The sequence below is a fragment of the Blastococcus goldschmidtiae genome, assembly GCF_031845325.1.
Lineage (GTDB): Bacteria > Actinomycetota > Actinomycetes > Mycobacteriales > Geodermatophilaceae > Blastococcus > Blastococcus goldschmidtiae.
Genome location: NZ_JAVREI010000002.1, coordinates 384,967 through 408,111, shown reverse-complemented (window position 1 = coordinate 408,111; position 23,145 = coordinate 384,967). Strand labels below are relative to the sequence as shown.

At 70.8% G+C, this 23,145-nt stretch carries 24 protein-coding genes; 9 read left to right on the top strand and 15 right to left on the bottom strand.

Going from position 1 to position 23,145, the window contains the following annotated elements; genetic code table 11:
* Nucleotides 1–58: 58 nt before the first annotated feature.
* The 3 genes from RM425_RS06695 to RM425_RS06685 form a co-directional block, all read right to left on the bottom strand.
* The gene (locus RM425_RS06695; RefSeq protein ID WP_311344401.1) at nucleotides 59–2,425 is read right to left on the bottom strand and encodes a heavy metal translocating P-type ATPase; all 2,367 of its coding nucleotides are present in this window, start codon (nucleotides 2,423–2,425) and stop codon (nucleotides 59–61) included.
* 280 nt (nucleotides 2,426–2,705) lie between these two features.
* Entirely contained in the window at nucleotides 2,706–2,915 is a 210-nt protein-coding gene (locus RM425_RS06690; protein ID WP_014375712.1) for a heavy-metal-associated domain-containing protein, read from the bottom strand.
* Nucleotides 2,916–3,000: 85 nt separating this feature from the next.
* Nucleotides 3,001–3,306: a metal-sensitive transcriptional regulator gene (locus RM425_RS06685; protein WP_311344400.1), complete on the bottom strand. Its 306-nt coding sequence runs from the start codon at nucleotides 3,304–3,306 to the stop codon at nucleotides 3,001–3,003.
* 432 nt (nucleotides 3,307–3,738) lie between these two features.
* Here RM425_RS06685 and RM425_RS06680 point away from each other — a divergent pair, with 432 nt between their 5' ends.
* Nucleotides 3,739–3,987 (top strand): SHOCT domain-containing protein, encoded by a 249-nt coding sequence (locus RM425_RS06680; protein ID WP_311344399.1) that lies wholly within the window; start codon nucleotides 3,739–3,741, stop codon nucleotides 3,985–3,987.
* 186 nt (nucleotides 3,988–4,173) lie between these two features.
* Here the strand turns inward: RM425_RS06680 and RM425_RS06675 are convergent, their stop codons facing one another.
* From RM425_RS06675 to RM425_RS06655, 5 genes are all read right to left on the bottom strand, one after another.
* Nucleotides 4,174–4,638, bottom strand: coding sequence for a TlpA family protein disulfide reductase (locus tag RM425_RS06675; RefSeq protein WP_311344398.1), 465 nt, complete (start codon nucleotides 4,636–4,638; stop codon nucleotides 4,174–4,176).
* 113 nt (nucleotides 4,639–4,751) lie between these two features.
* Complete coding sequence (locus RM425_RS06670; RefSeq protein WP_311344397.1) at nucleotides 4,752–5,573, bottom strand: F510_1955 family glycosylhydrolase; 822 nt, start codon at nucleotides 5,571–5,573, stop codon at nucleotides 4,752–4,754.
* Between the two features lie 158 nt (nucleotides 5,574–5,731).
* Nucleotides 5,732–6,691 (bottom strand): M56 family metallopeptidase, encoded by a 960-nt coding sequence (locus RM425_RS06665; protein WP_311344396.1) that lies wholly within the window; start codon nucleotides 6,689–6,691, stop codon nucleotides 5,732–5,734.
* A complete protein-coding gene (locus RM425_RS06660) occupies nucleotides 6,691–7,065 on the bottom strand; it encodes a BlaI/MecI/CopY family transcriptional regulator (protein WP_236827468.1) in 375 nt (124 codons plus the stop codon). The genes RM425_RS06665 and RM425_RS06660 overlap by 1 nt, the downstream gene beginning before the upstream one ends.
* A gap of 265 nt (nucleotides 7,066–7,330) precedes the next feature.
* Nucleotides 7,331–8,158, bottom strand: a complete 828-nt coding sequence (locus tag RM425_RS06655) for a sulfurtransferase (protein WP_311344395.1) — start codon at nucleotides 8,156–8,158, stop codon at nucleotides 7,331–7,333.
* Between the two features lie 324 nt (nucleotides 8,159–8,482).
* On the opposite strand from RM425_RS06655, the gene ccmA reads away from it, so the two are divergent.
* The 7 genes from ccmA (at nucleotide 8,483) to RM425_RS06620 (ending at nucleotide 12,508) form a co-directional block, all read left to right on the top strand.
* The gene (ccmA, locus tag RM425_RS06650; RefSeq protein ID WP_311344447.1) at nucleotides 8,483–9,154 is read left to right on the top strand and encodes a heme ABC exporter ATP-binding protein CcmA; all 672 of its coding nucleotides are present in this window, start codon (nucleotides 8,483–8,485) and stop codon (nucleotides 9,152–9,154) included.
* Nucleotides 9,151–9,825 (top strand): heme exporter protein CcmB, encoded by a 675-nt coding sequence (locus tag RM425_RS06645; RefSeq protein WP_311344394.1) that lies wholly within the window; start codon nucleotides 9,151–9,153, stop codon nucleotides 9,823–9,825. Before ccmA ends, RM425_RS06645 begins: the two co-directional genes overlap by 4 nt.
* Nucleotides 9,822–10,556: a cytochrome c biogenesis protein CcsA gene (gene ccsA / locus RM425_RS06640; RefSeq protein ID WP_311344393.1), complete on the top strand. Its 735-nt coding sequence runs from the start codon at nucleotides 9,822–9,824 to the stop codon at nucleotides 10,554–10,556. Before RM425_RS06645 ends, ccsA begins: the two co-directional genes overlap by 4 nt.
* Entirely contained in the window at nucleotides 10,549–10,671 is a 123-nt protein-coding gene (locus tag RM425_RS06635) for a hypothetical protein (protein ID WP_311344392.1), read from the top strand. Before ccsA ends, RM425_RS06635 begins: the two co-directional genes overlap by 8 nt.
* Complete coding sequence (locus tag RM425_RS06630; protein ID WP_311344391.1) at nucleotides 10,668–11,087, top strand: cytochrome c maturation protein CcmE; 420 nt, start codon at nucleotides 10,668–10,670, stop codon at nucleotides 11,085–11,087. The genes RM425_RS06635 and RM425_RS06630 overlap by 4 nt, the downstream gene beginning before the upstream one ends.
* A 185-nt stretch (nucleotides 11,088–11,272) precedes the next feature.
* A complete protein-coding gene (locus RM425_RS06625; RefSeq protein ID WP_311344390.1) occupies nucleotides 11,273–11,740 on the top strand; it encodes a TlpA family protein disulfide reductase in 468 nt (155 codons plus the stop codon).
* A 12-nt stretch (nucleotides 11,741–11,752) separates the two neighbouring features.
* A complete protein-coding gene (locus RM425_RS06620) occupies nucleotides 11,753–12,508 on the top strand; it encodes a cytochrome c biogenesis CcdA family protein (protein ID WP_311344389.1) in 756 nt (251 codons plus the stop codon).
* A 173-nt stretch (nucleotides 12,509–12,681) separates the two neighbouring features.
* Here the strand turns inward: RM425_RS06620 and RM425_RS06615 are convergent, their stop codons facing one another.
* From RM425_RS06615 to RM425_RS06595, 5 genes are all read right to left on the bottom strand, one after another.
* The gene (locus RM425_RS06615) at nucleotides 12,682–13,365 is read right to left on the bottom strand and encodes a TlpA family protein disulfide reductase (RefSeq protein WP_311344388.1); all 684 of its coding nucleotides are present in this window, start codon (nucleotides 13,363–13,365) and stop codon (nucleotides 12,682–12,684) included.
* Nucleotides 13,362–14,192: a tetratricopeptide repeat protein gene (locus tag RM425_RS06610; protein ID WP_311344387.1), complete on the bottom strand. Its 831-nt coding sequence runs from the start codon at nucleotides 14,190–14,192 to the stop codon at nucleotides 13,362–13,364. The genes RM425_RS06615 and RM425_RS06610 overlap by 4 nt, the downstream gene beginning before the upstream one ends.
* Complete coding sequence (locus RM425_RS06605; RefSeq protein WP_311344386.1) at nucleotides 14,189–14,674, bottom strand: cytochrome c-type biogenesis protein; 486 nt, start codon at nucleotides 14,672–14,674, stop codon at nucleotides 14,189–14,191. Before RM425_RS06605 ends, RM425_RS06610 begins: the two co-directional genes overlap by 4 nt.
* The gene (locus RM425_RS06600) at nucleotides 14,667–16,718 is read right to left on the bottom strand and encodes a heme lyase CcmF/NrfE family subunit (RefSeq protein WP_311344385.1); all 2,052 of its coding nucleotides are present in this window, start codon (nucleotides 16,716–16,718) and stop codon (nucleotides 14,667–14,669) included. Before RM425_RS06600 ends, RM425_RS06605 begins: the two co-directional genes overlap by 8 nt.
* 347 nt (nucleotides 16,719–17,065) lie before the next feature.
* A complete protein-coding gene (locus RM425_RS06595; RefSeq protein WP_311344384.1) occupies nucleotides 17,066–18,193 on the bottom strand; it encodes a prolipoprotein diacylglyceryl transferase in 1,128 nt (375 codons plus the stop codon).
* A 762-nt stretch (nucleotides 18,194–18,955) separates the two neighbouring features.
* On the opposite strand from RM425_RS06595, the gene RM425_RS06590 reads away from it, so the two are divergent.
* The gene (locus RM425_RS06590) at nucleotides 18,956–20,626 is read left to right on the top strand and encodes a multicopper oxidase family protein (protein WP_311344383.1); all 1,671 of its coding nucleotides are present in this window, start codon (nucleotides 18,956–18,958) and stop codon (nucleotides 20,624–20,626) included.
* 111 nt (nucleotides 20,627–20,737) lie between these two features.
* Here RM425_RS06590 and RM425_RS06585 read toward each other — a convergent pair whose 3' ends face one another.
* Together RM425_RS06585 and RM425_RS06580 are read right to left on the bottom strand one after the other, a co-directional pair.
* The gene (locus RM425_RS06585) at nucleotides 20,738–21,061 is read right to left on the bottom strand and encodes a DUF2933 domain-containing protein (protein ID WP_311344382.1); all 324 of its coding nucleotides are present in this window, start codon (nucleotides 21,059–21,061) and stop codon (nucleotides 20,738–20,740) included.
* A 114-nt stretch (nucleotides 21,062–21,175) separates the two neighbouring features.
* Entirely contained in the window at nucleotides 21,176–23,143 is a 1,968-nt protein-coding gene (locus RM425_RS06580; protein ID WP_311344381.1) for a cytochrome c oxidase assembly protein, read from the bottom strand.
* Nucleotides 23,144–23,145 lie beyond the last annotated feature (2 nt).

Genomic DNA, 23,145 nt, shown 5'->3' with positions numbered 1-23,145 from the left:
GAAGGCGTCCGGTCGACTTCCTCGGCGCCGCCCTGTTCGCCAGGCAGCCGACAGAACCTCAGCGCGAGGAGACGCTGGAACCCGGAACGGCTCCGTCGGTCACCGTGGCCTTCTCCGCGGAGCGGTCTGACCCCGCTCCCCCGTCGATGCTGTCCGACGCCAGAGCCTTGAACCGGCGCAGCCGCAGGCTGTTGGAGACGACGAACACCGAACTGAAGGCCATCGCCGCCCCGGCGATGAGCGGGTTCAGCAGCCCCGCGGCCGCCAGCGGCAGTGCGGCGACGTTGTACGCGAAGGCCCAGAACAGGTTGCCCTTGATGGTGGACAGCGTCTTGCGTGCCAGCCGGATGGCGTCCGCGGCAGCCCGAAGATCGCCGCGGACGAGCGTCAGGTCACTGGCCTCGATGGCGACGTCCGTGCCGGTCCCCATGGCCAGCCCGAGGTCCGCCTGAGCGAGGGCGGCGGCGTCGTTCACCCCGTCACCGACCATCGCCACGACCTTGCCCTGATCCTGGAGTCGCTTGACGACATCGACCTTGTCCTGCGGGAGGACCTCGGCGAACACCTCATCGATGCCGACCTGCTGGGCGACCGAGCGGGCAACGGTCTCGTTGTCCCCCGTGAGCAGGATGGGCGTGAGTCCGAGGTCGCGGAACTGCCGGATGGCCTGGGCCGAGGTCGGCTTGATGGCGTCGGCCACGACGAGGACGCCGCGGGCGGCGCCGTCCCAGCCGACCACGACGGCGGTCCTGCCCTCCTCCTCGGCTGCAGCCTTGGCCAGCTGGAGGTCGGCGGGCATCTGCTGCGCCCAGTCGGCGAACAGCCGGACGCGTCCCACCAGGACCGCGTGGCCGTCCACGACGCCCTGGACGCCGAGCCCCTCGATGTTCGTGAAGCCCTCCACACTCGGGAGCTGCCCCGTCCGCTGCGCGGCACCGGCGGCGATGGCCTGAGCGATCGGGTGCTCCGAGGCGTTCTCCAGCGCGCCCGCGAGCCGCAGCACCTCGTTGACGTCTTCTCCGGAAGCGACGGCGACGTCGAGCAGCGTCATCCGCCCGGTGGTGACCGTGCCGGTCTTGTCGAGGACGACGGTGTCCACGCGGCGGGTGGACTCGAGCACCTCCGGGCCCTTGATGAGGATGCCCAGCTGAGCCCCACGGCCGGTACCGACCATCAGCGCTGTGGGAGTGGCCAGACCCAGAGCGCAGGGGCAGGCGATGATCAACACGGCGACGGCCGCGGTGAAGGCCATGCCGACACCCCCGCCGATCGCGAGCCAGAAGACCAGGGTCGCCACCGCGAGCGCGATGACGATCGGGACGAAGATCCCGGAGATGCGGTCCGCGAGGCGCTGGACCTTCGCCTTGCCGTTCTGGGCCTCCTCGACCAGCCGAGCCATCTGCGCCAGCTGGGTGTCGTTACCGACGCGGGTCGCGCGCACGACGAGACGGCCGCCGGCGTTGACCGTGGCGCCGACGACCGCGTCGTCGGGCCCGACCTCCACGGGCACCGACTCGCCGGTGACCATGGACGCATCCACTGCCGAGGATCCCTCGGTGATCACGCCGTCGGTGGCGATCTTCTCCCCCGGGCGGACGACGAACAGGTCACCGACCGCGAGCTTGTCGACGGGGATCCGCTGTTCCCGCCCGTCCCGCAGGACGGACACCTCCTTGGCGCCGAGCTCGAGGAGCGCGCGCAGCGCCGCACCCGAACGCCGCTTGGCGCGGGCCTCGAAGTAGCGCCCTGCGAGCAACGCGGTGGCGATACCCGAGGCGGCCTCCAGATAGATGTTGGCGCTGCCGTCGGTGTGGGCGACGGTGAACTCGAACTCGTGGGTCAGACCCGGGACGCCGGCGGTTCCGAAGAAGAGCGCGTACACCGACCAGCCGAGCGCGGCCAGCGTGCCCATCGAGATGAGGGTGTCCATGGTGGCCGCGCGGTGGCGCAGGTTCGCCCAGGCCGCCTGGTGGAACCGCCAGGCGCCCCACACGACCACCGGAGCGGCCAGGGTCAGGGACAACCACTGCCAGTACGTGAACTGCAGGGCCGGGATCATCGCCATGGCGATCACCGGGACCGTCAGCGCGGTCGAGACCAGCAGCCGGTGGCGGAGCTCGCGCACGTCGTCGTCGGCAGCCGGGCCGGGCTCGGTGTCGTCGGCTGCCGACCGGGGCGGCTCGGGCAGGCGAGCCGTGTAGCCGACTTTCTGCACCGCCGCCAGGAGGTCCTCGGGAGTCACTCCGGGGGCGTAGTTGACTTTCGCCTTCTCGGTCGCGTAGTTGACGGTAGCCGTGACGCCGTCCAGCTTGTTCAGCCGCTTTTCGATCCGCGCGGCGCAGGATGCGCAGGTCATGCCACTGATGCCCAGCTCGATCTGTTCTTCCCCAGCCGGCGTGGTGCCGTCACGGGTTGCGGAGCTCATCAATTCTCCTTAGCTAGGTGTGCCGGTGAGGGCGCCTGGTGGCAGCAACCGGAATGGCGACCATGGCCGGCCGCGTCCAGGTGAACCCGACGGCGTGGCCCTGCATGTGCACCGTGGCGCGGTCGTGCGCGGAGCCGAGGCGGATGCTCGTTTGCTGGCCGACCGGGCCGATCCATCGGTGCCCAAGAGCCGGCAGCGGACCGCGCCTCGGAACGCGATGCCAGGCCGGGAAGCTGGTCGAAGCACTCCCGCTCATGGGCGACGTGGCGGGCCTGGGCGCTTAGTGGCCGACCAGTTCGTAGCCCGCCTCTTGCACAGCTGAACGTACGGCGGCCTCGTCGATCGCGGTGTCGCTGCTGACGGTGAGTCCCCCGCTGGCTAGATCCACCTGTACGGCTGTGACGCCGGGCAGCTCGTTCACCTCCTCGGTCACGGCGGAGACGCAGTGTCCGCAGGTCATGCCGACGACGGTGTAGGTCGAGGTGCTCATGGAACCGGTGTCCTTTCATTCGTGAATGTGCAGGTTCGCCGGAGGTTCCGGCCATCGCGGGGGTGGACCGCTGCCCATGGGTACCTCACGACCGCACGAGCCGGGCGACGGCGTCGGAAGCCTCGCGCACTTTGTCCTCGGCGTCTCGGCCGCCGGCCTCGGCGGCCTGGACGACGCAGTGGCGGAGATGCTCTTCGAGTAGGCCCAGCGCCACCGATTGAAGCGCCTTGGTGGCGGCCGAGACCTGGGTGAGGATGTCGATGCAATACTTCTCGTCCTCGACCATCCGCTGAAGTCCACGAGCCTGGCCCTCGATCCGCCGGAGTCGATTCAGGTAGTCGTCCTTGCGACGGATGTAGCCCTGGCGCCTCACTTCCTGCGTGGACTCCATGCACCCTCCCCCTCGAAGTTGTCCTATAGCACGGGAACACGATACCCCCCTACCCTATTCCGGCTGGCTTCGCAGTTGTCCGCTCACTTCAAGGACTGCTGCAGCGGTGGCCCGGAGAGGCGGGGGCCGCGCGCTCCTACGTCTCGTGGTCAGGGCGGCAGGACGGCTCGGTGGACCACCCGACGGTCGTCGCGCTGCGTCGGAGATTCGTGCAGCCCAATGGCGGCAGGGGAACTCGCACATCTCTCCGCGCATGGACAGCCCCTTCGGCGACGCCGGCGCTCTCGTGGCGGATAGACCGAGGCGATAGCGGGCAACGACGATTCAGCGGTGAGACCACCGCCCAGGCCTCACGGGGCCAAGCCTACTATGGGATTTAGTACAAGTCCGATCGAGGTTCAACAGGAGGTTGTCGGCGTGATGGGTGGAGACATGGGCATGATGGGCATGATGGGCATGGGCCTGGGCATGCTCCTCTGGACGGCGCTGCTGATCGCCTTGATCGCAGTCGCAGTCGTGCTGGTGGTGCGTGCAACCCGTCGGCCGACGGACGCGCACCGAGGGGGCTCTGGTCGCCGCGAGGACTCGTCGGCAGAAGACGAAGTCCGGATGCGGTATGCCCGCGGCGAGTTGGACACCGACGAGTTCCGCCGGCGGTTGCAGGACCTGCGCGAAAACTGACCGCCTCGAGCCCCCGGGGCGCGATTTCCTGGCCCTGCACCTGCTCGCGAGTTCCGCGCCGGATGGCGGCGTTCCACGCTGTACATGCCGCCGTCAGAACGTAGCGATGCCCTACGCCGCGGTTGCGCACCGCCTGGTGAAGTCCCGGGCCAGCTGCTCGGGGCCGTCGTTTGCACCGTCCCAGGCTCAGGCCAGCAAGGTGTCGATCAGCTCTTGGAGTTCCTCCGGCGTCAACTGGCCCACTCGACGGTCGACGACGCGCCCTTGCTCGTCGATCGCGAGCGTCACGGGCAGGCCCCGCACGCCGAGCTCGCGTAGTAGCTCGGCGTCCGCATCCACCGCGTGGGGATAGCCGATCCCGAGGTCGCTCAGGAATGCGGCGGCCGCTTCGGGGTCGTCCTGGGTGTCGATGCCGAGGAAGCGCACGTCCTGCCCGTGCCGCGCGCAGGCCTCCTGAAGCAGTGGCATCTCCTCGCGGCAGGGGAGGCACCATGTCGCCCAGAGGTTCACCAGGGTGGGTCGACCGGTGAGCCGGTCCAACGAGATCTCGGGACCGGGGCCGAGGCACGGAAGCGTGAGAGACGGCAGAACTTCGGCGCTCGGAGCCGCAGGCTCTTCGGGAAGCTCCTCGCAGGGTGGCGCGGTCTCCACGGGCAGCCTCCCCGAGCCCGGAGACGCTCCGGAGTCGCCGGCCGGAGTCGCATCGGAACTACAGCCGGCGAGCAGACCGAGTGCCAGCAGTACGCCGAGGCCCCGCGGCTTCATCACTCCCCCCGGTACAGGTCCGTGAAGGTCGCTCCACCATCAGTCGAGATGAGAATGGCGCCGTCAACGGCGACGTAGACGTCCTCACCGTTCACGCCCAGCGCCTCCGGCGCGGCACCGACCTCTCCACGCTCCATCCATGTCAGTCCGCCGTCCGTGCTGGCATACACGATTCCCTCCGGCGAGATGCCCACCGCCTCACCGGCGCTCAGGGAGAAGTCGATGAGCAACAAGACAGGGCTCTCCGGAACCACCTCGAAGGTCTCACCGGAATCCTCGCTGAGGGCCAGCCCCTCCTCCGTGGTCACCAGTACTCGCGAGGAGACATACGGATCCACGGCGAGGTCGGCGATGTTCATCTCGCCCCGATCGGTCCATTCGGTGCCGTTCTCGCTCACCAGCAACCTGCCGCCGCTGTGGCCGTAGATCTGCCCCCGGGTGGCATCGAGGGCATGAAAGTCCGCTTCACCGGCCAGCGACAACGTCGTCCAGGTCTGTCCGCCGTCGGTGCTCTCGATCAGACCCAGATTGCTCGGACCGGATTGCCCTTCCCCGGGGTGACCGCTGGCGAGGTAGTGCTCCGGGCCGACGACGGTGAAGCCCATGAAGTCCTGAATGCGGTCGGCGACCCGGGTCAGGTCCCCGTCCGCCGACACCTTCATCAGACCGTAGTGAGTGCCGGCGTACAAAGCGCCGTCCGCCGGGTCCACCCCCAGCCCGTGCACGTGCTCGAGGGTGAGGTCATCACCGACCGGACCGGCCGCGGCGTCGCCAGCGTCACCCGTGCAGCCGGCGGCGAGGAGTGCACCGGCGATGGCCACGGCAACGGTTGCGTGGCGCCGGCCACGACCCCCGCAACCCGCCACCGTGTTGCAGGGCCGGCCATCCCGGCAAGGGAGCAGGGCGATCGGCGACATTCAGACTCCCATCGGTCGAGCACAAAGCGGCAGTCGCGCAGACGTGTGATGGTGCTGGCCGCTCAGGCCCACCACGCCTCGCCGGGCAGCAGGCACAGCCCGCTCGACGAAGCGGACAGCAGGGGCCACAGCGCAACGGCCAAGGGCGCAGCGACGACCGAGGCGGCGGTGACAACGGCGAAGAATCCATGGATCGGCGCAAGGGGCTGAACGGGCCTGAGCAGCCGGTTCACCCGGACCGCCCCCGCGGCCTGCGCCGCCGCCATGACCACGGCCGGAGCCTTCATGCCCGCCAGGCTGACCAACGCAGATGCAACCTCGACCCGGTCGACCTCGCGTGCGGCGGCATCGTCGGCCAACAGCTCGACGAGCCGCTCGGTTTCCGCCCTGGCACGGGCGAACACCGGAAGGCGCGGGAACGCGCGACCGAGGATGCGGGCCGCGGTCACAGGGAGGTGGTGGCGGCCACGCAGGTGTGCCCGTTCGTGTGCCAGGACCCCGGCCAGCTCCTCATCGGACAGTCCCTCAAGAGCCGCACTGGTCAGCACGATCGTGCGGTGCCGACCGGGGATGCAGAAGGCGGCCGCCTGAGAAGAGTCCACAACGTGGGCACCGAGGAAGGGGCTGGGATGGGCACCCAACAGCACCGACGACCGCAACCGCCGTCGCTCCAGACGGTCACGCCGGACCTGCCTCACGGCCACAAAAGCGAGACGCGAGGGCACCACAACGGCCAGAAGCCCGCCGAGCACGATCCCGGGCACCTGACCGGGCGAACTGTAGACATTCGCAATCGTCGTGGCGCAGGCGTCGAGGAACGCAGCGAGTCCCCCGCTGATCGCGGTGGCCGGTACGAGCAGCGTCAAGCCGGCGAGGACCGTCGCCAGCACGACCCCGACCGAGGTCGCTTGCCAAGCACCGACCGCGAGCCGGGGTGCGCGATCAGCCCAGGCTGCACCGACCATCCTGGGCGCCAGGACGGCCAGGACGATCGCGAAGGCGAGCAGGCCTGCGCTGACCATCAGGGCGCGTCAGCGCGACGGGCAGCTTCCACCGCTGCGCGGAGCTTCGCCACCCCGTCCTGGTCCAGATCGGCGACGAAGTGCATCAGCACCTCGTCCCGGTCGCTCGCTTCCTCGAGGACTTCCTGGAGAAGCGCCGCCGAGTGCTCGCTCCACGTACGAGTGGGGGTGTAGCGCCAGGCACGCCCTTCCATCTGCCGCTGGAGCTGACCCTTGCGGTGCAGGTTGTCCATGACGGTCATGACGGTGGTGTACGCGAGGGAGCGCGAGCCGTTCAGCTCACCGAGCACTTCGCGGACGGTCGCCGGCGCGCCTCGCCGCCACAGGCACTGCATGACCACAGCTTCCAGGTCACCGAACGGTCGCACCGGCATCTCCCCATCGATCGATCGCTGAGACCGCTCCACACACGTCAGCACACCCGACGCAGGGCAGACCAGCGCTCACACTGTACTAGCACGGTTAGTCGTCATGCTGTTCCCTCATCGGGCGAAGAGATGGCGAGGCCGCGCGCACTACGGTGAGGACTGAGCGCGCCGCCAGCCCGGCGCCACCCGGCGCATCGCCCGACTCGCTTTCCGGGACGCCGCGGCGCGACCCCCGCCCGCTACCGCAGCGAGGGGCCGCAGACCCTCTGGCTCACTTCTCGATCGGGACGCCGACGAGCGAGCCGTACTCCACCCAGCTGCCGTCGTAGTTCTTGACGTCGGCCTTGCCGAGCAGCTCGCGGAGCACGAACCAGGTGTGGCTGGAGCGCTCGCCGATCCGGCAGTAGGCGATGGTCGGCCTGCTCTCGTCGTAGCCCTGCTCGGCGTACAGCTTTCCGAGCTCGGCGTCGGACTTGAAGGTGCCGTCCTCGTTCGCGGCCTTGCTCCACGGGATGTTGATCGCGGTCGGGACGTGCCCGGCCTTCTGCGACTGCTCCTGCGGCAGGTGCGCCGGGGCGAGGATCTTGCCAGAGAACTCGTCGGGCGAGCGGACGTCGACGAGGTTCTTGCTGCCGATGGAGGCGACGACCTCGTCGCGGAACGCGCGGATCGACAGGTCCGGCTCGGACGCCTGGTACTGGGTGGCCGGGCGCTGAAGAGCGTCTTTGGACAGCGGGCGGCCGTCGAGCTCCCACTTCTTGCGACCGCCGTCCATGAGCTTGACGTCGCGGTGGCCGTAGATCTTGAAGTACCAGTAGGCGTAGGCGGCGAACCAGTTGTTGTTGCCGCCATAGAGCACCACCGTGTCGTCGTTGCCGATGCCCCGGCTCGACAGCAGCGCCTCGAAGGCGCGCTTGTCGAGGTAGTCGCGGCGCAGCGGGTCCTGCAGGTCCTTCTTCCAGTCGAGCTTGACGGCGCCCTCGAGGTGGCCGCCGTCGTAGGCGCTGGTGTCCTCGTCCACCTCGACGAAGACGATGCCGGGCTGGCCGATGTTCTCCTGGGCCCAGTCGACGGTGACGAGCACGTCGTTACGGCTCATGGGGGATCTCCTTCTGGTCGGATTTTCAGGCTTCAAGGCGATGCACGCGGAAATCCACAACCGGCGCCCGCGTACGCGACCCTGCGCTCTCCGCTGCGGGCGCCGGTTCGAGAACCAGGCTACTACGATCGCCCCTAGTAGAACCTATCGCCGTCCCGGTCGTGACCACTACTACCCAGGTCCGTACTATCTACATGCGTACTGCCGTTGACGTTGAGCACTCCTCTCCCCCGGCGCCGAAGAAGGTCGAGGCTGCCCGTGTCCCCAGCTTCCCGGCTGCCGTACGACGCCTGCCGTGCTGGGCGGCAGGCTCACCCGGATGCGGTGATCGAGCTGTGCGGCATCTCGGTCTCGGTCGAGCGGACACCGGTCCTCCGCGACCTGACTCTCACCGTGGGAGCGGGCGAAGCAGTGGGGGTGACAGGGGCGAACGGGTCGGGCAAGAGCACGCTGTTGCGCCTGCTGGCCACTCTGCTCTCCCCTGCCGCCGGCACCGGTCGGGCACTCGGTTCGGCGCTGGGCAGCCGCGAGTGCGAGAGGATCCGTCCGCACATCGGCCTGATCGGGCACTCCCCCGCGCTCTACTCCCGGCTGACTCTGGCCGAGAACCTGCGCTTCTTCTGCCGTCTGACCGGCGTCGACGTGTCGGCCGTCGGCGCAGCCCTCGACGCAGTCGGGCTGGGCCGGTCCGCGGACCGGCCCGTGGACCGCTGCTCGCAGGGCATGCAGCGCCGGGCCGAACTGGCGCGGGTCATCCTCACCAAGCCCACCCTGCTCCTGCTGGACGAACCCCACGCCGGGCTGGACACCGGGTCGGCCGGCCTCGTCGACGCCATCATCGACGACGTGTGCGAGCGCGGAGGCGCCGCCGTCGTCGTCTCACACGATCGCGCCCGGCTCGACGTGGCCGTCGACCGAGTCCTGGATCTCCGGGCGGGGAGCCTTCACGACGCCCTCCCCTCGGCCACGGTCGTCCCCGGGCAGGGACTCCGGTGACCCCGCCGGGTCCGGCGCGACAGGCCCTGGAACTGGCCCGCAAGGACCTGCTCCTCGAGGGGCGGGCCGGTGAGGCTCTGCTGGTCACCGCACCGTTCGGCGGGGTAGCGCTGTTGCTCTTCCCGCTCGCCATCGGTACCGACGTCCCTCTGCTGCGATCGGTCGGCTACGGCATCTACTGGGTCGTCGTGCTCCTCTTCGGAGTGCTGGTCAGCCTGCGGCAGAGCGCCACGGACACACCGGCGCAGGCGGCCCTCCTGCGGCTGACCGGCGTGCACCCCGCGGTCCGGCTCACGGGGCGGGCGGCAGCCAACACCCTGCTGCTGCTGGCATTCCAGCTGATCCTGCTGCCGGTGACCGTGATGATCTACGACCCACCACTGGACAGCTGGCCCTGGCTGCTCGCCGTCCTGCCGCTGGTCGCTGCGGGGCTGGCCGTGCTCGGCACCTTGGCCGGCGCCCTGGCGCAGGGCTTCGCCGGCCGCGCGACCCTGGGCCCTCTCCTGGTGATCCCGCTGGCTCTCCCCTTGCTCCTGTCGGCCACCCAGGTGGCCGAGGCGGTGCGCTACGGCCGGCAACCGTGGAGCTGGCTGGCGCTGCTGCTGCTCGTCGACGTCGTCGCCGCACTCGCGGTCGCCCTCTCCGCCCGATCCCTCGAGGAGTACTCGTGAGACCCGTTCCCGGCCGGCTGACCGCCGTCACCGTCGTCGCCGTCGCCGGCGCCCTGGTCGCGGCGCTCACCGCTCCCCCCGACCGGCTGCAGGGCAATCTGCAGCGGCTGATGTACGTCCACGTCCCGGCGGCCTGGCTCGCCTACCTGAGCTTCGCCATCACGCTCGGCGCCAGCGCGGGCTGGCTGTGGAAGCGCCGGGCGTCCCTGGACCGGCTCGCCTCGGCCAGTGCGGAGGTCGGGGTGTTCTTCACCGGCCTGACCATCGCGCTCGGCTCGATCTGGGGGAAGCCGGTCTGGGGGGTCTGGTGGACCTGGGATCCCCGGCTGGTCACGACCGCCATGATGTTCTTCGTCTACCTGGGCTACCTGGCGCTGCGCCGGGCGACCCTGGATGCGACGGTGCGAGCCCGGCGGAGTGCCGTGTTCGGCGTCCTGGCCTTCGCGCAAATCCCGGTCGTCCACATGTCCGTGGTGTGGTGGCGGGCGGTGCACCAGCCGCCGACGGTACTCAAGCCGGCGGCCCCCACGATCGACGAGTGGATGCTTGCCGCCCTGCTGGCGAACGTCCTCGCCTTCACGCTCGTCTACGTCGTGCTCCTACGCGCACGCATCCGGCTGGCGGTCGCCGAGGAGGCCTACGACGCCGCGCACGACGGTGCCGCCGGCGAACTCGCCGGGCAGGCGATCACCACCCCTGACTACCGGAAGGAGTTCCCGAACCATGTCTGAGTGGGCATGGGTGGCGCTGGGGTTCAGCGTCGCCTACGGGGCCATGGGCGGCTACGCCGTCTGGTTGCGGCACCGGCTGAGTGACGCGACCCGGCGGATCGAGAAGATCCGATGAAGCGGTACCGGCTGCTGGCCGTCTCGGTGCTCGGTGTCGCCGGCATCCTGCTCGGCGTCCTCTTCGTCGGCAACATCAACGGCAACCTCGTCTACTTCCTGACGCCGCACGAGGCGCTCGCGCAGAAGGCCGACTTCGAGGACGGCAGGCGCTTCCAGATCGGCGGTCTGGTGCAGGACGGCAGCGTGGAGACGATGGACAGCGGACTGCGCTTCGTCGTCGTCTCCGGCCCCGCGGAAGTTCCGGTGGCCTACCAGGGGTCCCCCGCACAACTGTTCCGCCCTGGTATCGGAGTGGTGATGGAGGGAGCCTGGGACGGCGACACCTTCCGCTCCGACACCATGATCATCAAGCACGACGAGAACTACCAGCCCCCGGACAACGCCGAGGGTGAACCCGGCGATGGGCCGCCGTGACGGTCCGTGTGACGCCGCCCCGAGCGTCCGGCGCCCGGAAACGCTCGCTCGGACGTGCCGGTCGGGCCTCGGTCGCTGCGGCGCTGCTCACCACGGCCTGCACCGGCCCGGGTGAACCGGGGAGCGGCGTCCTGTCCCAGGCCCAGAAAGGCGACCTTCCCCCGACGACTCCCTGCCCCGAACCCTTGGAGGCCGGCGGCGGCGCAGGGACCCAACTCCCCGACGTCACCCTGAGCTGCCTGGGCCAGCCGACCGAGCTGGCGCTGCGGGAACTGCCCGCGGTTCCGGTCGTCCTCACCTTCTGGGCGTCGTGGTGCGGGATCTGCCGCGAGGAGATGCCGGAGTTGCAGCGACTCGCCGACGAGGCCGGCGACCAGGTGCTGTTCCTCGGCGTCAACGTCAAGGACGGGCAGCGACCGGCGCGGTTCCTGCTGGACGACCTGAGGATCACCCACGCCAACCTGTACGACGAGTCGGGCCGCTCGCTCGAGCTGCTGCCCAGCCCCGGGGTGCCCACCACCCTGGTCCTCGCCCCCGACGGAAAGATCCTCGACAAGGTCATCGGCGCAACGGACCAGGAACAGCTGCGCACGCTGCTCACCGAGCGGCTAGGGGTCCAGCTCGCCGACGGCCCGTCCGCGGCCACCGACTGAGCCTGACCGTCCGTGGACCTCCTCCCCCTGGCATTCCTGTCGTTAATCGCGGGCGTGGTGTCGTTCACCTCGCCGTGCGCACTGCCACTGCTGCCCGGCTACGTCTCCTACGTGTCCAGCCTGGCTCCGCCGGCCGGCGTCCCGGCGGCCGCGACCGGTGGGGCTCCCCCCGCGCCCGCCCGTGACCGGGTGCTGGCCGGGTCACTTCTCTTCGTGCTCGGCTTCACCATCGTCTTCACCGCCCTGGGTGCGACCGCCTCCGGTCTGGCGCTGCTCCTGGCCCAGCACCGGGCGACCATCAACGTCGTCGGTGGTGCGTTCATCATCGCGATGGGGTTGGCCACGGCGGGTGTCCTGCGGCTGCCGCTGCTGCACCGCCAGGTGCGCATGGACCTGAGCCGGATCGGGCGCGGCCCGGGCAGCGCGCTCGCGCTCGGCGCGGCCTTCGCCTTCGGGTGGACGCCGTGCGTCGGCCCCGTGCTCGCCGCGATCCTCACCACCGCCGCGGGGTCGGGGACGGTGGCACGGGGTGCGCTGCTGCTGCTCGTCTACTCCGTCGGTCTGGGCATCCCCTTCCTGCTCGTCGCCCTCGGGGTCCGGCGCGGCCGGCTGCGCCTGGACTGGCTCCGGCGCAACTCCCGGAAGATCGAGGTCTTCGGCGGAGTGCTCCTCGTCGCCATGGGCATCGGCATCGCCACGGGCAGCTGGACGCGGCTGATGAGCGGAATGCTCGCCTGGTACGCCCAGTTCGGCTGGCCGCCGATCTGAGCCCGATCGGGTGCGGGTCATCGCCTCGACCGACAGCTGGCGCTGGACACGACGGCCCCCCGCAGTCACGTGGAAGCGGCGACCGCGGTCGGTGACGCCGGACCCCGAGCACCGTGACGTCCCGGTCCACCGACCGGTGCCGCAGTCGGCAGCCCAGCCGGTCCCGAGCTGCGCTACTCCCGGTCCACGTACGGCTCCCCCGGCGCCGGCTGCACCGAGCCGGAGGTCCGGGACTGCGGCTCCCGCCCGGCCAGGACTTCCTCCACCGCGCCGGCCAGGAGGGGGAAGGTGGAGGCGCCGGTGATCTTGCCTCGGATGACGCCGTCGCGGTCGATTATGAAGGTCTCGGGAACGCCGAAGACGCCGAAGTCGAGCGCGGCGGTGGAGTCCGGGTCGGTGACGTAGCGGTAGTTGTCACCACCGCGACCCATCTCATCGAGGAAGCCGACCGCGGCGTCCTGCTCGTCCTGGTAGACGATGCCGACGAAGGTGACGCCGGCATCCCGGTAGGTCTCGGCCACGGCCAGCAGCGCCGGGTGCTCCTCGCGGCAGGCCACGCACCACGACGCCCAGAAGTTGACGACGACGACCTCGCCCTGGAGGTCGGCGAACCGCAGGGGCGCACCGCCCTCCAGGGCGGGCAGCTCCAGATCGGGGACGGCCGTACCAATCAGCGGCGTCTCGACCAGCGATGGGTCGGCGTCCAGCCGGCTGCCGAAGACCACACCGGTGGCGACGGCGGTGACGGCCACGACCACCGCCACCCAGCGGACGGCGCGTCCCCGTCGCTTCGGCTTCACGGCTCCCGGTGACTCCTCCGGCGCCACGACCGAACCCGGTGCTGTGAGGTCCTTCACCCGCCGTCACCTCCGGTCCCGTCGAGCGCCGCCTGCGCCTCCGCGGTCAACTCCTCGACCTGACTGCGGACGTCCGGGGGAATGTCGGGGCGCGCGGCCATCTCGGCGAGCACGTCAAGTGCGCCGGCCGGGTCATCGAATCCGTAGAGCCACAGATTCGCCTCGAACCACTGTGCGTCCAGCAATGCCGGGTCCAGCCGCCGCGCCTCGGTGATGTAGCCCTGCGCCTTCTCCGGCTGTTCGGCGAGCAAGTAGGCATAGCCGAGGTAGGCCTGGGCCAGCGCATTGTCCGGCTCCCGGCGCAGGACCTCGACGAAGTGCGGCAGCGCCGAGGACAGGTCGCCGGCCTCCACGTAGCGCCTGGCCAGGGCCAACCGCATCCCCACGACATCCGGATTGGCCTGTACCACGGCCTCCATCTCGCTGTTGGTCACCGTGGAGAGGTCACGTCCACCGTTCACCGGATCCTCTGCCGTGGAAGCCGGGGTGCCGTCCAGCTCGTTGCCCGTGACGAACCCCCCGGCGGGGCGATCCAGCACCGACTGCGGCAGGAGCACCGTGGCGGCGACGACGGCGGCCGCCAGGGTGACCAGGTAGGCAGCTCGACGTGCCCGGACAGCCCCGCGCCCTGCCCTGGCCGCGTCCGGAGACGGCTCCGGCTCCGGCGCCTCCAGCTCACGGATGGCGGCCGCGGCCTCGGCCTCGTAACGGGGACGCAGCCGCGCGACGTCGGCGTCGGTCAGCTCTCCCTCGGCGTGCTGACGCTCGAGCTCGTCGAGATCCCGCAACGCGTGGTCACGCCGCTCCTCCAGTTCCTCACGGCTCACGGTTCGTCGTCCTCGTCCTGGTAGCGGCGGGTCCGCGCGTCGGCGAGAGCGGCAGCGACCCGGTCCCGGTCGCCATCGGACAGTTCCGGCACGGCCGGGGAACGCCGAGCCCGGGTCAGGACCAGGGCCAGGCCCCCGACGGCGACGACGGCAGGCAGCACCAGCAGCCAGACGCCGCGGCCCTGCGCGGGCGGGTCGAGGAGGACCCATTCCCCGTAGCGCGCCTCGAAGTACTGCAGGATCTCGGCATCGTTACGGCCCGCCGCCACCTGCTCTGCCACGCTGCGCCGCATGGCCACCGCCGTCTCCGACGGGGATTCGGCGATCGAGACCGACTTGCACACCGGGCAGCGCAGCTGGCCTTCCAGCTCGGCGACCCGGTCACGCGGACCGGGACCGGCCGCGATCAAGCCGACAACGGTGACGGTCAGCAAGGCGAGCAGCAGAGCCGACGTCACACCCACCCGGCGGCGGTCAGGCACGGTCTTGCCCCTCGCCCTGCGCGGCGGGCGGGTCGGACAGCACCGCGACAGCCTGTGCAGCCCCTGCGTCGGAGCTCGCGGGCGCATTTGCCTCGGCGGCGGCAGGGGTCGTGTCGCGGACGCGTCGCCGAGGACTGCCGCCCACCGCCCAGAAACCACCGGCGGCGACCAGGAGACCGCCGGCCCACAGCGTCCACATCAGCGGATAGCGGTAAAGGTTCACCGACACCTGACCGTCCTCCAGCGAGGTGAGGGCGACGTAGATGTCCTCGCGCGGTGTGGACCACACCGAGGGCGTTGCCACCGCCTGCTGCTGGCTGGGGTACTGGTTGAGCGAAGGCCCGGCGATCCGCACCACGTCGGTGCCCTCGCGGATCTGGAACTCCGCCGCCACCTCAGTGCGGTGGGATCGCTGGATGGTCTCGTTGCCGGTGTAGGTCACCGTGTAACCGCCGAACTCCACTGATTCCCCCTGCCGCAGGGTGGCCGTCGTGCGCTCGGACAGGTCGGCCGAGACGGCGATGGCGAGGGCGACCAGCACCAGACCGATGTGGGAGACCTGCCCACCCCAGTAGCCGCGCTGCCGACGGAGGATCCGGAACAGGGTGGCCGGCCGACGATCGGGCGCGCTGGTGAACAGCTGCCGCGCGCTGGCCGCCACGATCGCCGTCGCCAGCAGGGCCACGGCGACGACGGCGACCGACCGGACTCCGGCCACCACGAGACCGGCACTGACCAGGCTGCCGGCCAGCAGAGCCGGACGCAGCCGCTCCCACAGCAGCCGGCCGTTGGCAGCCCGGTACGGGGTGAACGGCCCCACTCCCATCGCGAGCAGCAGGGCGAAGGAGATGGGCACCGCCATTCGATCGAAGAAGGGCCGGCCGACCGACGTCTGCGCTCCCGTGAACGCCTCGACGAAGACCGGGTACAGGGTGCCCAGCAGCACGACGAAGGCGAAGAGGGAGAGCAGCAGGTTGTTCACCAGGAACGCTCCCTCGCGGCTGGCCAGGGACTCCAGCCGGTCGGGGGAAGCCAGCCGGGGTGCGCGTAGCGCGAACAGGGTGAACCCGCCGACGACCACGACGACGAAGAAGCCGAGCAGCGCCGGGCCCACCGGCGACTGGGTGAAGCTGTGCACCGAGGCGACCACCGAGGACCGGGTGAGGAAGGTCCCCAGGATCGTCAGGGCGAAGGTCGTCAGCACGAGGACGAAGTTCCAGGACTGGAGGATCCCGCGCCGGACCTGGACGACGGCCGAATGGATGAAGGCGGTCGCCGTCAGCCACGGGATCAGTGCGGCGTTCTCCACCGGGTCCCACGCCCAGAAGCCACCCCAGCCCAGCACCTCGTAGGACCACCAGGCGCCAAGGACCAACCCGGCGGACAGGAAGGACCAGGCGACGAGGTTGGCCCGGCGGGTGCGCCGCAGCCAGTCGACTCCCGGCGTACGGGTCAGCAGGGCCGACATGGCGAACGCGAAGGGCACGGTGAACCCGACGTACCCGAGGTAGAGCAACGGGGGGTGGATGGTGACGAGGAGGTGGTTCTGCAGGAGTGCGTTGGGCCCGGGCCCGTCGGCCGGCGGCTGGGCGAGGACCTCGAACGGGTTCGCCACGGTGGAGACCAGCCCGAAGAAGAAGGTGGCCACCAGGCCCATGAACGCCAGCGCACCGACGCCGAGCCGGTCATCCACCGAGCGGACCTGCCGCAGCACCACGGCGGTGAAACCGGCCAGCACCGCGATCCACAGCACGATGCTGCCTTCCAGAGCCGACCAGGCTGCGGTCAGCTTGAACAGCACCGGCGTCGCCCGCGAGCTGTTCCCGGCGACGAAGGACACCGCGAAGTCGTCGGTGAGCAGCGCGATCTCCAAGGTGATGAACGCCACTGCCGCGCCCGTCACCATGCCGACGACCGGCTGCTGAAGCTGGCCCCGCGTCGCCCGGTCGGGTCTGCGCAGCGCACGAAAGCCGAAGACCGCCAGCGCGATGGAGCTGGCGAGGCCGAGCATGACACCTGCCCAGCCCGCAGCCGCGAGGATCACCGGTTCACCCCGACCTGCGGCCTGACCGTGGCCAGGTCGTTCGTGCCCGGCTGAGCTCGCGCGCCGGTACCCGCCACGAACCTCAGCGCATCGCTCCCCCAGGACATCAGGGCGCGACCTCCCTCATTCCGAGTCCAGCAATGAAGCGCGGATCCCCTGGGCGCTGTCCGGCGGAGCGACAGCCGCTCCCACGAAGGCGACGCACAGTGGCGACTGGCAACTATGGCACATAGGAGAACAGTGCGAGCGTCGACACCTCCAGGGATGCAGGGGCCCGCGATACCGGACCGCCGAGCAGGACGACGGTCCCGCCGTCGGCCGGACCTCGAGCTCGGCGGTCCGCCGGGTCAGACGCTCACCAGTACCGAAAGTGCCGCCAGCAGCACGAGTCCGGCGACTGCGAGAGTCAGCCTGCGGCCGTGCTTCGTCTGCCGCGGCAGCCCCCGCAGCGGGAACAGCAACTGGCGCCCGAAGGTGTAGGCCGCCAGCCCGGCCATGAAGAGCAGTCCGTCCACCCGGGGGTCGGTCAGCACCACTGCCACGAGCGTCGCTGCGGCGATGAGGCCGGCCATGCTCGACTCGAGCAGCTGCACCGGGATCCGGCGCACGCCCACGCGGCGATCGGAGGACCAGATGCCCCACCGAGACGCCGTGGGGCGCCCCACGCAGCACCCCCCGAGGAAGCACCCCAGGCGCCCGATGGTCATGCCCACCAGCAGCCCCGGCGCCGTCACGTCGAGCATCTGGCCCACCGGGATCCCCGCCCACCAGCTTCCCAGGATCACCGAGCCAATTCCTGCGATCACGAAGCCCTGGACGGACATTCCCGCGGTCAGGGGGTTGGGCCTCTCCTCCCGGTGGGTGAGGAGGTAGTAGACCTTGGCGCCAACCAACCCGATCAGGCTCGCCAGCACCGAGACCAGGAACAGTCGCCCGACCGGGAGCTCACGCTGAGCAGCCAGCACCCCCTGCAGAGCCAGCGCGAGAAGCCAGCCGACGGCCACCAGAGCGGGCCAGGCTCCGATCCGGACCCCTGGCGCCCGGACATCGGCCACGGGCTTGAAGGTCGTCCTCCCGACGGTCGTCCCACGGGGAAGTGGCCCGCGAGGCAGAGCCGGAGGCGGAGCGGAGTCTTCAGGGGCGCGCCGGACGACGGGGGTCGCGGTGATTTCCCACTCCCCCGGCGCCAGGCCGGGGACACGGGCGGTCACGGCGACCCGGCCGCTTCCGGGGAGCACCTCGTCCAGGGTGTGCACGACCTCGAACTCGTCGCCCCTGCCCGGGATGTCGGGTCCGGCCAGCCGCCTACCGCTGAATCGCACACTGACCGGATAGGGGGCACCACTGGCCGCGGCGTCGAACCAGTAGGTCACCCCGAGCGCTTGCGGATCGACGTCGCCCACGGACTCACACGACCAGGACATGACCTGGACCGCGCCCGCAGGCATGTCCGGGGCCAGGACGGGATGGCGCACCGGGGTGACGGTCTCCGGTGCCGATGACCGGGGAGGACCCGGGACCGGCGGCGCAGATGGACGGAGCCTCGCGCTCGCGGAGGGGGCTGCGGTCACCGTCCGGGACACCGCGGGCCGGGTCGGGGCTCCCGGGGAGGCCGACGCCCCCTGAGGCGCGAGGTCCGGATGAGTGGGGGCCACCGATGGCGCCTTCCTCGGCGGCAGGACCACCGGGAGGGGCGGCCCGGCGGACCTTGACCGCGGGGCCTGTGGGCGCTGGAATGCCTGCAGAGGCGCCGGCGCACGGCTGGCGACAGGGCGCGGCGGAGTCACCCCCTGGGCCGGAGTGGTGACTCGGGGCCTCGAGCCTTGCCCTGGCCTCCCGGACCGGGACGGTTCGGCCCGGGGTGAACGCTTCCTGGACATGGAATTCCACCTCGCGAGATCGGGTCGGCCGTGTGGGGGGGCCGGCTCCATCGAGTCGCCCAGCGGACGCTCGATCAGCCGCGCGCCAGCCAGCCCTACTATGGCGCTACGTAGAGCGTAGTACTAGGCCGCTACGTAGAAGCCGGAGCCGGGCATCCGTGCGCGAAGGGCGGACGGGTCTACTAGAATGGGTAGTATCTGCTGCACCGTGCACGCCGGCGCCGGGCCCGTACGACGGGAGCCCGCACCGCCGGCCGGTGGCCGCCAGCAGAGTTCCGGGCGGCACGCCGTCCGGACAGCCGTCGACGGCCGTTCTGTGACCACATCGACACTTCCGACGACAAGGACAGGTGGCAGGTGACCGGCCCCTCGATCTCCCGGCGCGGACTGCTTCTCGGGGCGGTGGGGCTGGCCGGAATGGCGGCGACCGGCGGCACATGGGCGGCCTTGCCCACGACGGCCACCGCAGCGGAGGGCCGGGTGCTCGCCGGCTCCGACGCGGTGCGCCGCGTCGAGCAGGCCCGGGTCGCCCGAGGCACCGGCCGTCGCGTCCGTGCGTCGGTGACCCCGGCGCCGGTCGAGGTTGACCTGGGTGGACGCGTCGTTCGCACGTGGGCGTATGACGACCAGGTGCCGGGACGGCCCCTCCGCTGCACCGCCGGCGATCTGCTCGAGGTGGACGTCCGCAACCGGCTTCCGGAGCCGACCACGGTGCACTGGCACGGACTCCGGCTCCGGAATGACATGGACGGCGTGCCCCACCTGACGCAACCCGTGGTCCCCCCGGGGGAGACGATGCGCTACTCCTTCGTCGCTCCCGATCCGGGGACCTACTGGTTCCATCCGCATGTGGGCATGCAGCGCGAGCGGGGGCTCTTCGCACCGTTGATCATCGACGACCCGCGGGAAGCCGGCGACTACGACGTGGAGTTCGTGGTCGTCCTCGACGACTGGATCGACGGCGCCGCGGGGAGCCCGGATGACGTCCTGTCCGAGCTCCGCAACGGGGACATGGAAGCGAGCTACAAGGTTCCCGTCCAGGCCGGGCAGGTAGAGGACCGGTCAGCGTCCTGGGACTACCACCGGACCGCCGAGATGGCCAACACTCCGGCAGGGCAGACGCCGGTGTCCGCAGCGTCGCGCATGGCCGACAGCGTGCGGTACCCGTTCTACCTGCTGAACGGGCGCCTGCCCACGGCCCCCGAGACGTTCGCCGCCAGGCCGGGTCAACGGGCACGGATCCGGCTGACCAGTGCCGCCGGGACGACGACCTTCCGGGTAGCTCTCGGAGGCCACCGGCTGACCGTCACCCATACCGACGGGTTTCCGGTCGAGCCGGTCACGGTCGACAACCTCCACATCGGCGCCGGTGAGCGCTATGACGTGCTGGTCACCCTGGGAGATGGGGCCTTCCCGCTGGTGGCGGTGGCCGAGGGCCATGGGGCCCAGGCGCTCGGGGTGGTCCGCACTGCCAGCGGTGCAGCCCCGTCAGCCGCCGCGGCTCCCCGGGAGCTGAGTGGGCGGCTGCTCCGGCTGACCGACCTCCGCGCGGCATCCTCCGTCGGCCAGGACGACCCGCCCCCGGACGTGACCCACACGCTGCATCTGACCGGAGACATGTTTAGCTTCGCCTGGCGCATCAACGCCCAGAGCTACGACCACGCGCGCCCCTTCGCCGGCATCACGCCCGCGGAGATCCGGGAGGGCCAGCGGGTCCGGCTGGAGCTGGTCAACCAGACTCCGATGTACCACCCGATGCATGTGCACGGCCACAGTTTCACCGTGCGGGGCTCTGGTGACCTCTTTGCGGGGGCAGCCGCCGGTGATTCGCGAGATCAGGCGCGGAGCCGCCTCCCGCTGTTCGCCGGCGCGGTGAAGGACACGGTGATGGTGGCGCCGGGAGAACGGGTGATCGCCGACTTCACGGCCGACAATCCGGGCCAGTGGCTGACCCACTGCCACAACGCCTACCACATGGGTACGGGCATGGCGACGATCGTCTCCTACGTCGCCACGTCCTCGGCCTGAACGGCGCACCGCCTCCACGACATCCACCCGAGAGGGTCCCGCCGCTCGCCCGCAGCTCGGTGAGAGTTCGCCCCGGCGGTGGGTGCCCGAGTCAGCGGCGCGCCTGCCGTGTCATGCGGGCGCCTGATTGCCCCGGTCACCCAGCTGCTGGCGGGCCCGGGCGATCGAGACCTCCTCGCGCGCCTGCCGCAGCTCCTCGTCGACGTCGACGGAAGGGGCTGCCGCGGGGCTGGGCCCGCCCGAGGCGCCACAATTACCGCCGCCGCGATTCATCTGCCACATCATCACCCCCATGGACAGGGGGCAGACCAGGGCGATGAGCAGCGGAAGTGCCGCGGTACTGGTGGCCGGGGCCATCAGCCACAGCGCCACGCCCGCGGCGATCAGACCCCCGATGACCTTCGGGTTCAGGCAGCACCGCATCGACCTGAGCATGTCGCTTCTCCCCTGCGTTCACAGAACGTGGTCTTGCTACTATCTAGGCTAGTAAACCCGAGCGCCGACCGGCCCCGCAAGCGCATCTGCCGGCATGTTCCCCCGGCCTGGCGATCAACGGGTTCCCTGCACCTGTGGCTCGCCCTGGGCAGGCGCCGTGCCGCGCGCAGGGACTGGGGGCGGCCCCGGCCGACGGCTTCGCCGCCACAGGATGGCGAGGACGGTGGCGAAGAGCATGGCCACCCCGTACGTCGCCGCGATCCGTCCGGCGGTCTGCTGGTCCTCGATCGGCATCGGTCCCCAGAGGTGGGTCAGCTGACTCCACCACTCCGCGGCCAGGAGCGGGCCGCTGCGGAGCACCACGAGCGCAACCGCACCGTGGACCGCTGCCCACCCTGCCAGCGCCGCGAGGACGACGGGGAGCCTCGGCGCCGCCGCGGTGTCCGGTCCGGCGGGGCCGAGCAGCGCGCGGAAGAAGAGCGTCCCACTGATCAGGAACAGGGTGAAGAAGATGACGTCGGCGACCTCGGACCGCAGAAGTAAGCCGTACAGCCCGGAGACGTAGACGGAGTAGTTCACCACCAGGTAGACCGGCAGCGCGACCAGCGGGTGCAGAGCTGCCCCCGTCACCGGACGACCACGGACTGCCACCAGCCATTCCCGCGGTCCTCGCAGGTCCTGCCCGGTCGAGGGCAGCAGTGCGCTCATGGCCAGCCGGCCCGGTTGCGCCAGCACCATCAGCAGCGGCGCGGCGAGGGCCAGGGTGAAGTGCTGGAAGACGTGCACGCTCGACAGCACCCCGCCATAGCCGGCGAGTCCGCTGCTGGTCATGAGGAGGACCAGGGCCCAGCTCGTGGACCAGGCGAGGATCCGCGGCCATGGCCACGGACGTCCTCGGGCGGACATCCGCCGGACTCCGGCGAGGTAGAACCCGATCGCCACTGCGGCCAGGACGGGGAACACGAGGCCCGGATGGAGGTCCAGCAACGCGCCGGGCGACGGTGGGGCCGGCACGACGACGTCGGGAACGGCGTGGCTCCCGCCGCCTGCGGTTGCGGCGGGGGCCGTCGGGGGCGGTGTGCGGCTGAGACCGACGGCCACCCCGATGGTGGCTCCGAAGAGCACCACCTCCACGGAGAGCAGCCGGAGGAACGCTGCCGGACGTCCGGCGACGAGGGCGGGCATGGTCCAGCGCCGATGCCAGGCCCCGACCATGATCAAGCCGACGAACGCCACCAGCTTGATCAGAACCAGCAACCCATAGCTGGACCCCAGCACCTGGGCCGGTTCGGACAGTCGGGTCAGCGCGGTGAGGACCCCACTGCCACCGACGAGCAACGCCAGCGGTCCGGCGAGTCGGCTGAACCGGGAGACGGCGGCACCGGCGGCCCCGACGCTGATCGAACGGCAGACGAGGAGGCCGACCAGCCCTCCCGCCCACAGGACCACGCCCAGGACGTGCAGGGCGACCGCAGTCGGGCCGTAGATCCCGCCGGTGCCGCCGGCGTGCCCGACAAGGGCCGGCGGAAGCGCGGCGAGCAGCGCGACGAGGAGCAGACCGAGGGTCCCGGCCATGGTCAGCACCACCCTGGCGGCCATGGCCAGCACCGCAGCGAGGACAGCCACGACGACACGGGCCTGGGCCTGAGGGCTGTCCGCCACGAACTGGACGACCGCCGTCGGCGTGACCGCCGAGAAACCCTGCCCGAGGAACTCGGCCAGCAGCGCCGGAACCGCGGCCAGCGACAGCAGACTCCATGCCAGAGCCGACCACCCGGCGGTGCGCACCCACCGGTAACCGGCGGCACCGAGCAACCGGTCGCCCGGCAGGAGGACCGCCGCACCCAGCAGGCATCCAACGGTCATGACCGCAACGAGGTCGTTCAGCAGCTGCAGCGTGGGCACGAGCCAGGCCGCCCCTGCATCCGACCCGGGTAGCCCGGCGACCGACGACTCCTCCCCCGAGCCGGCCGACAAGGTCAGCCAGGTCAACAGCAGAGCCGTGGCGGCCGCCGGAAGGAGGACCGGCCAGCGGCTGCGCATGCGGTCGGCTGCCGGCGCCGTCGCGAGCGCCTCAGCCACGT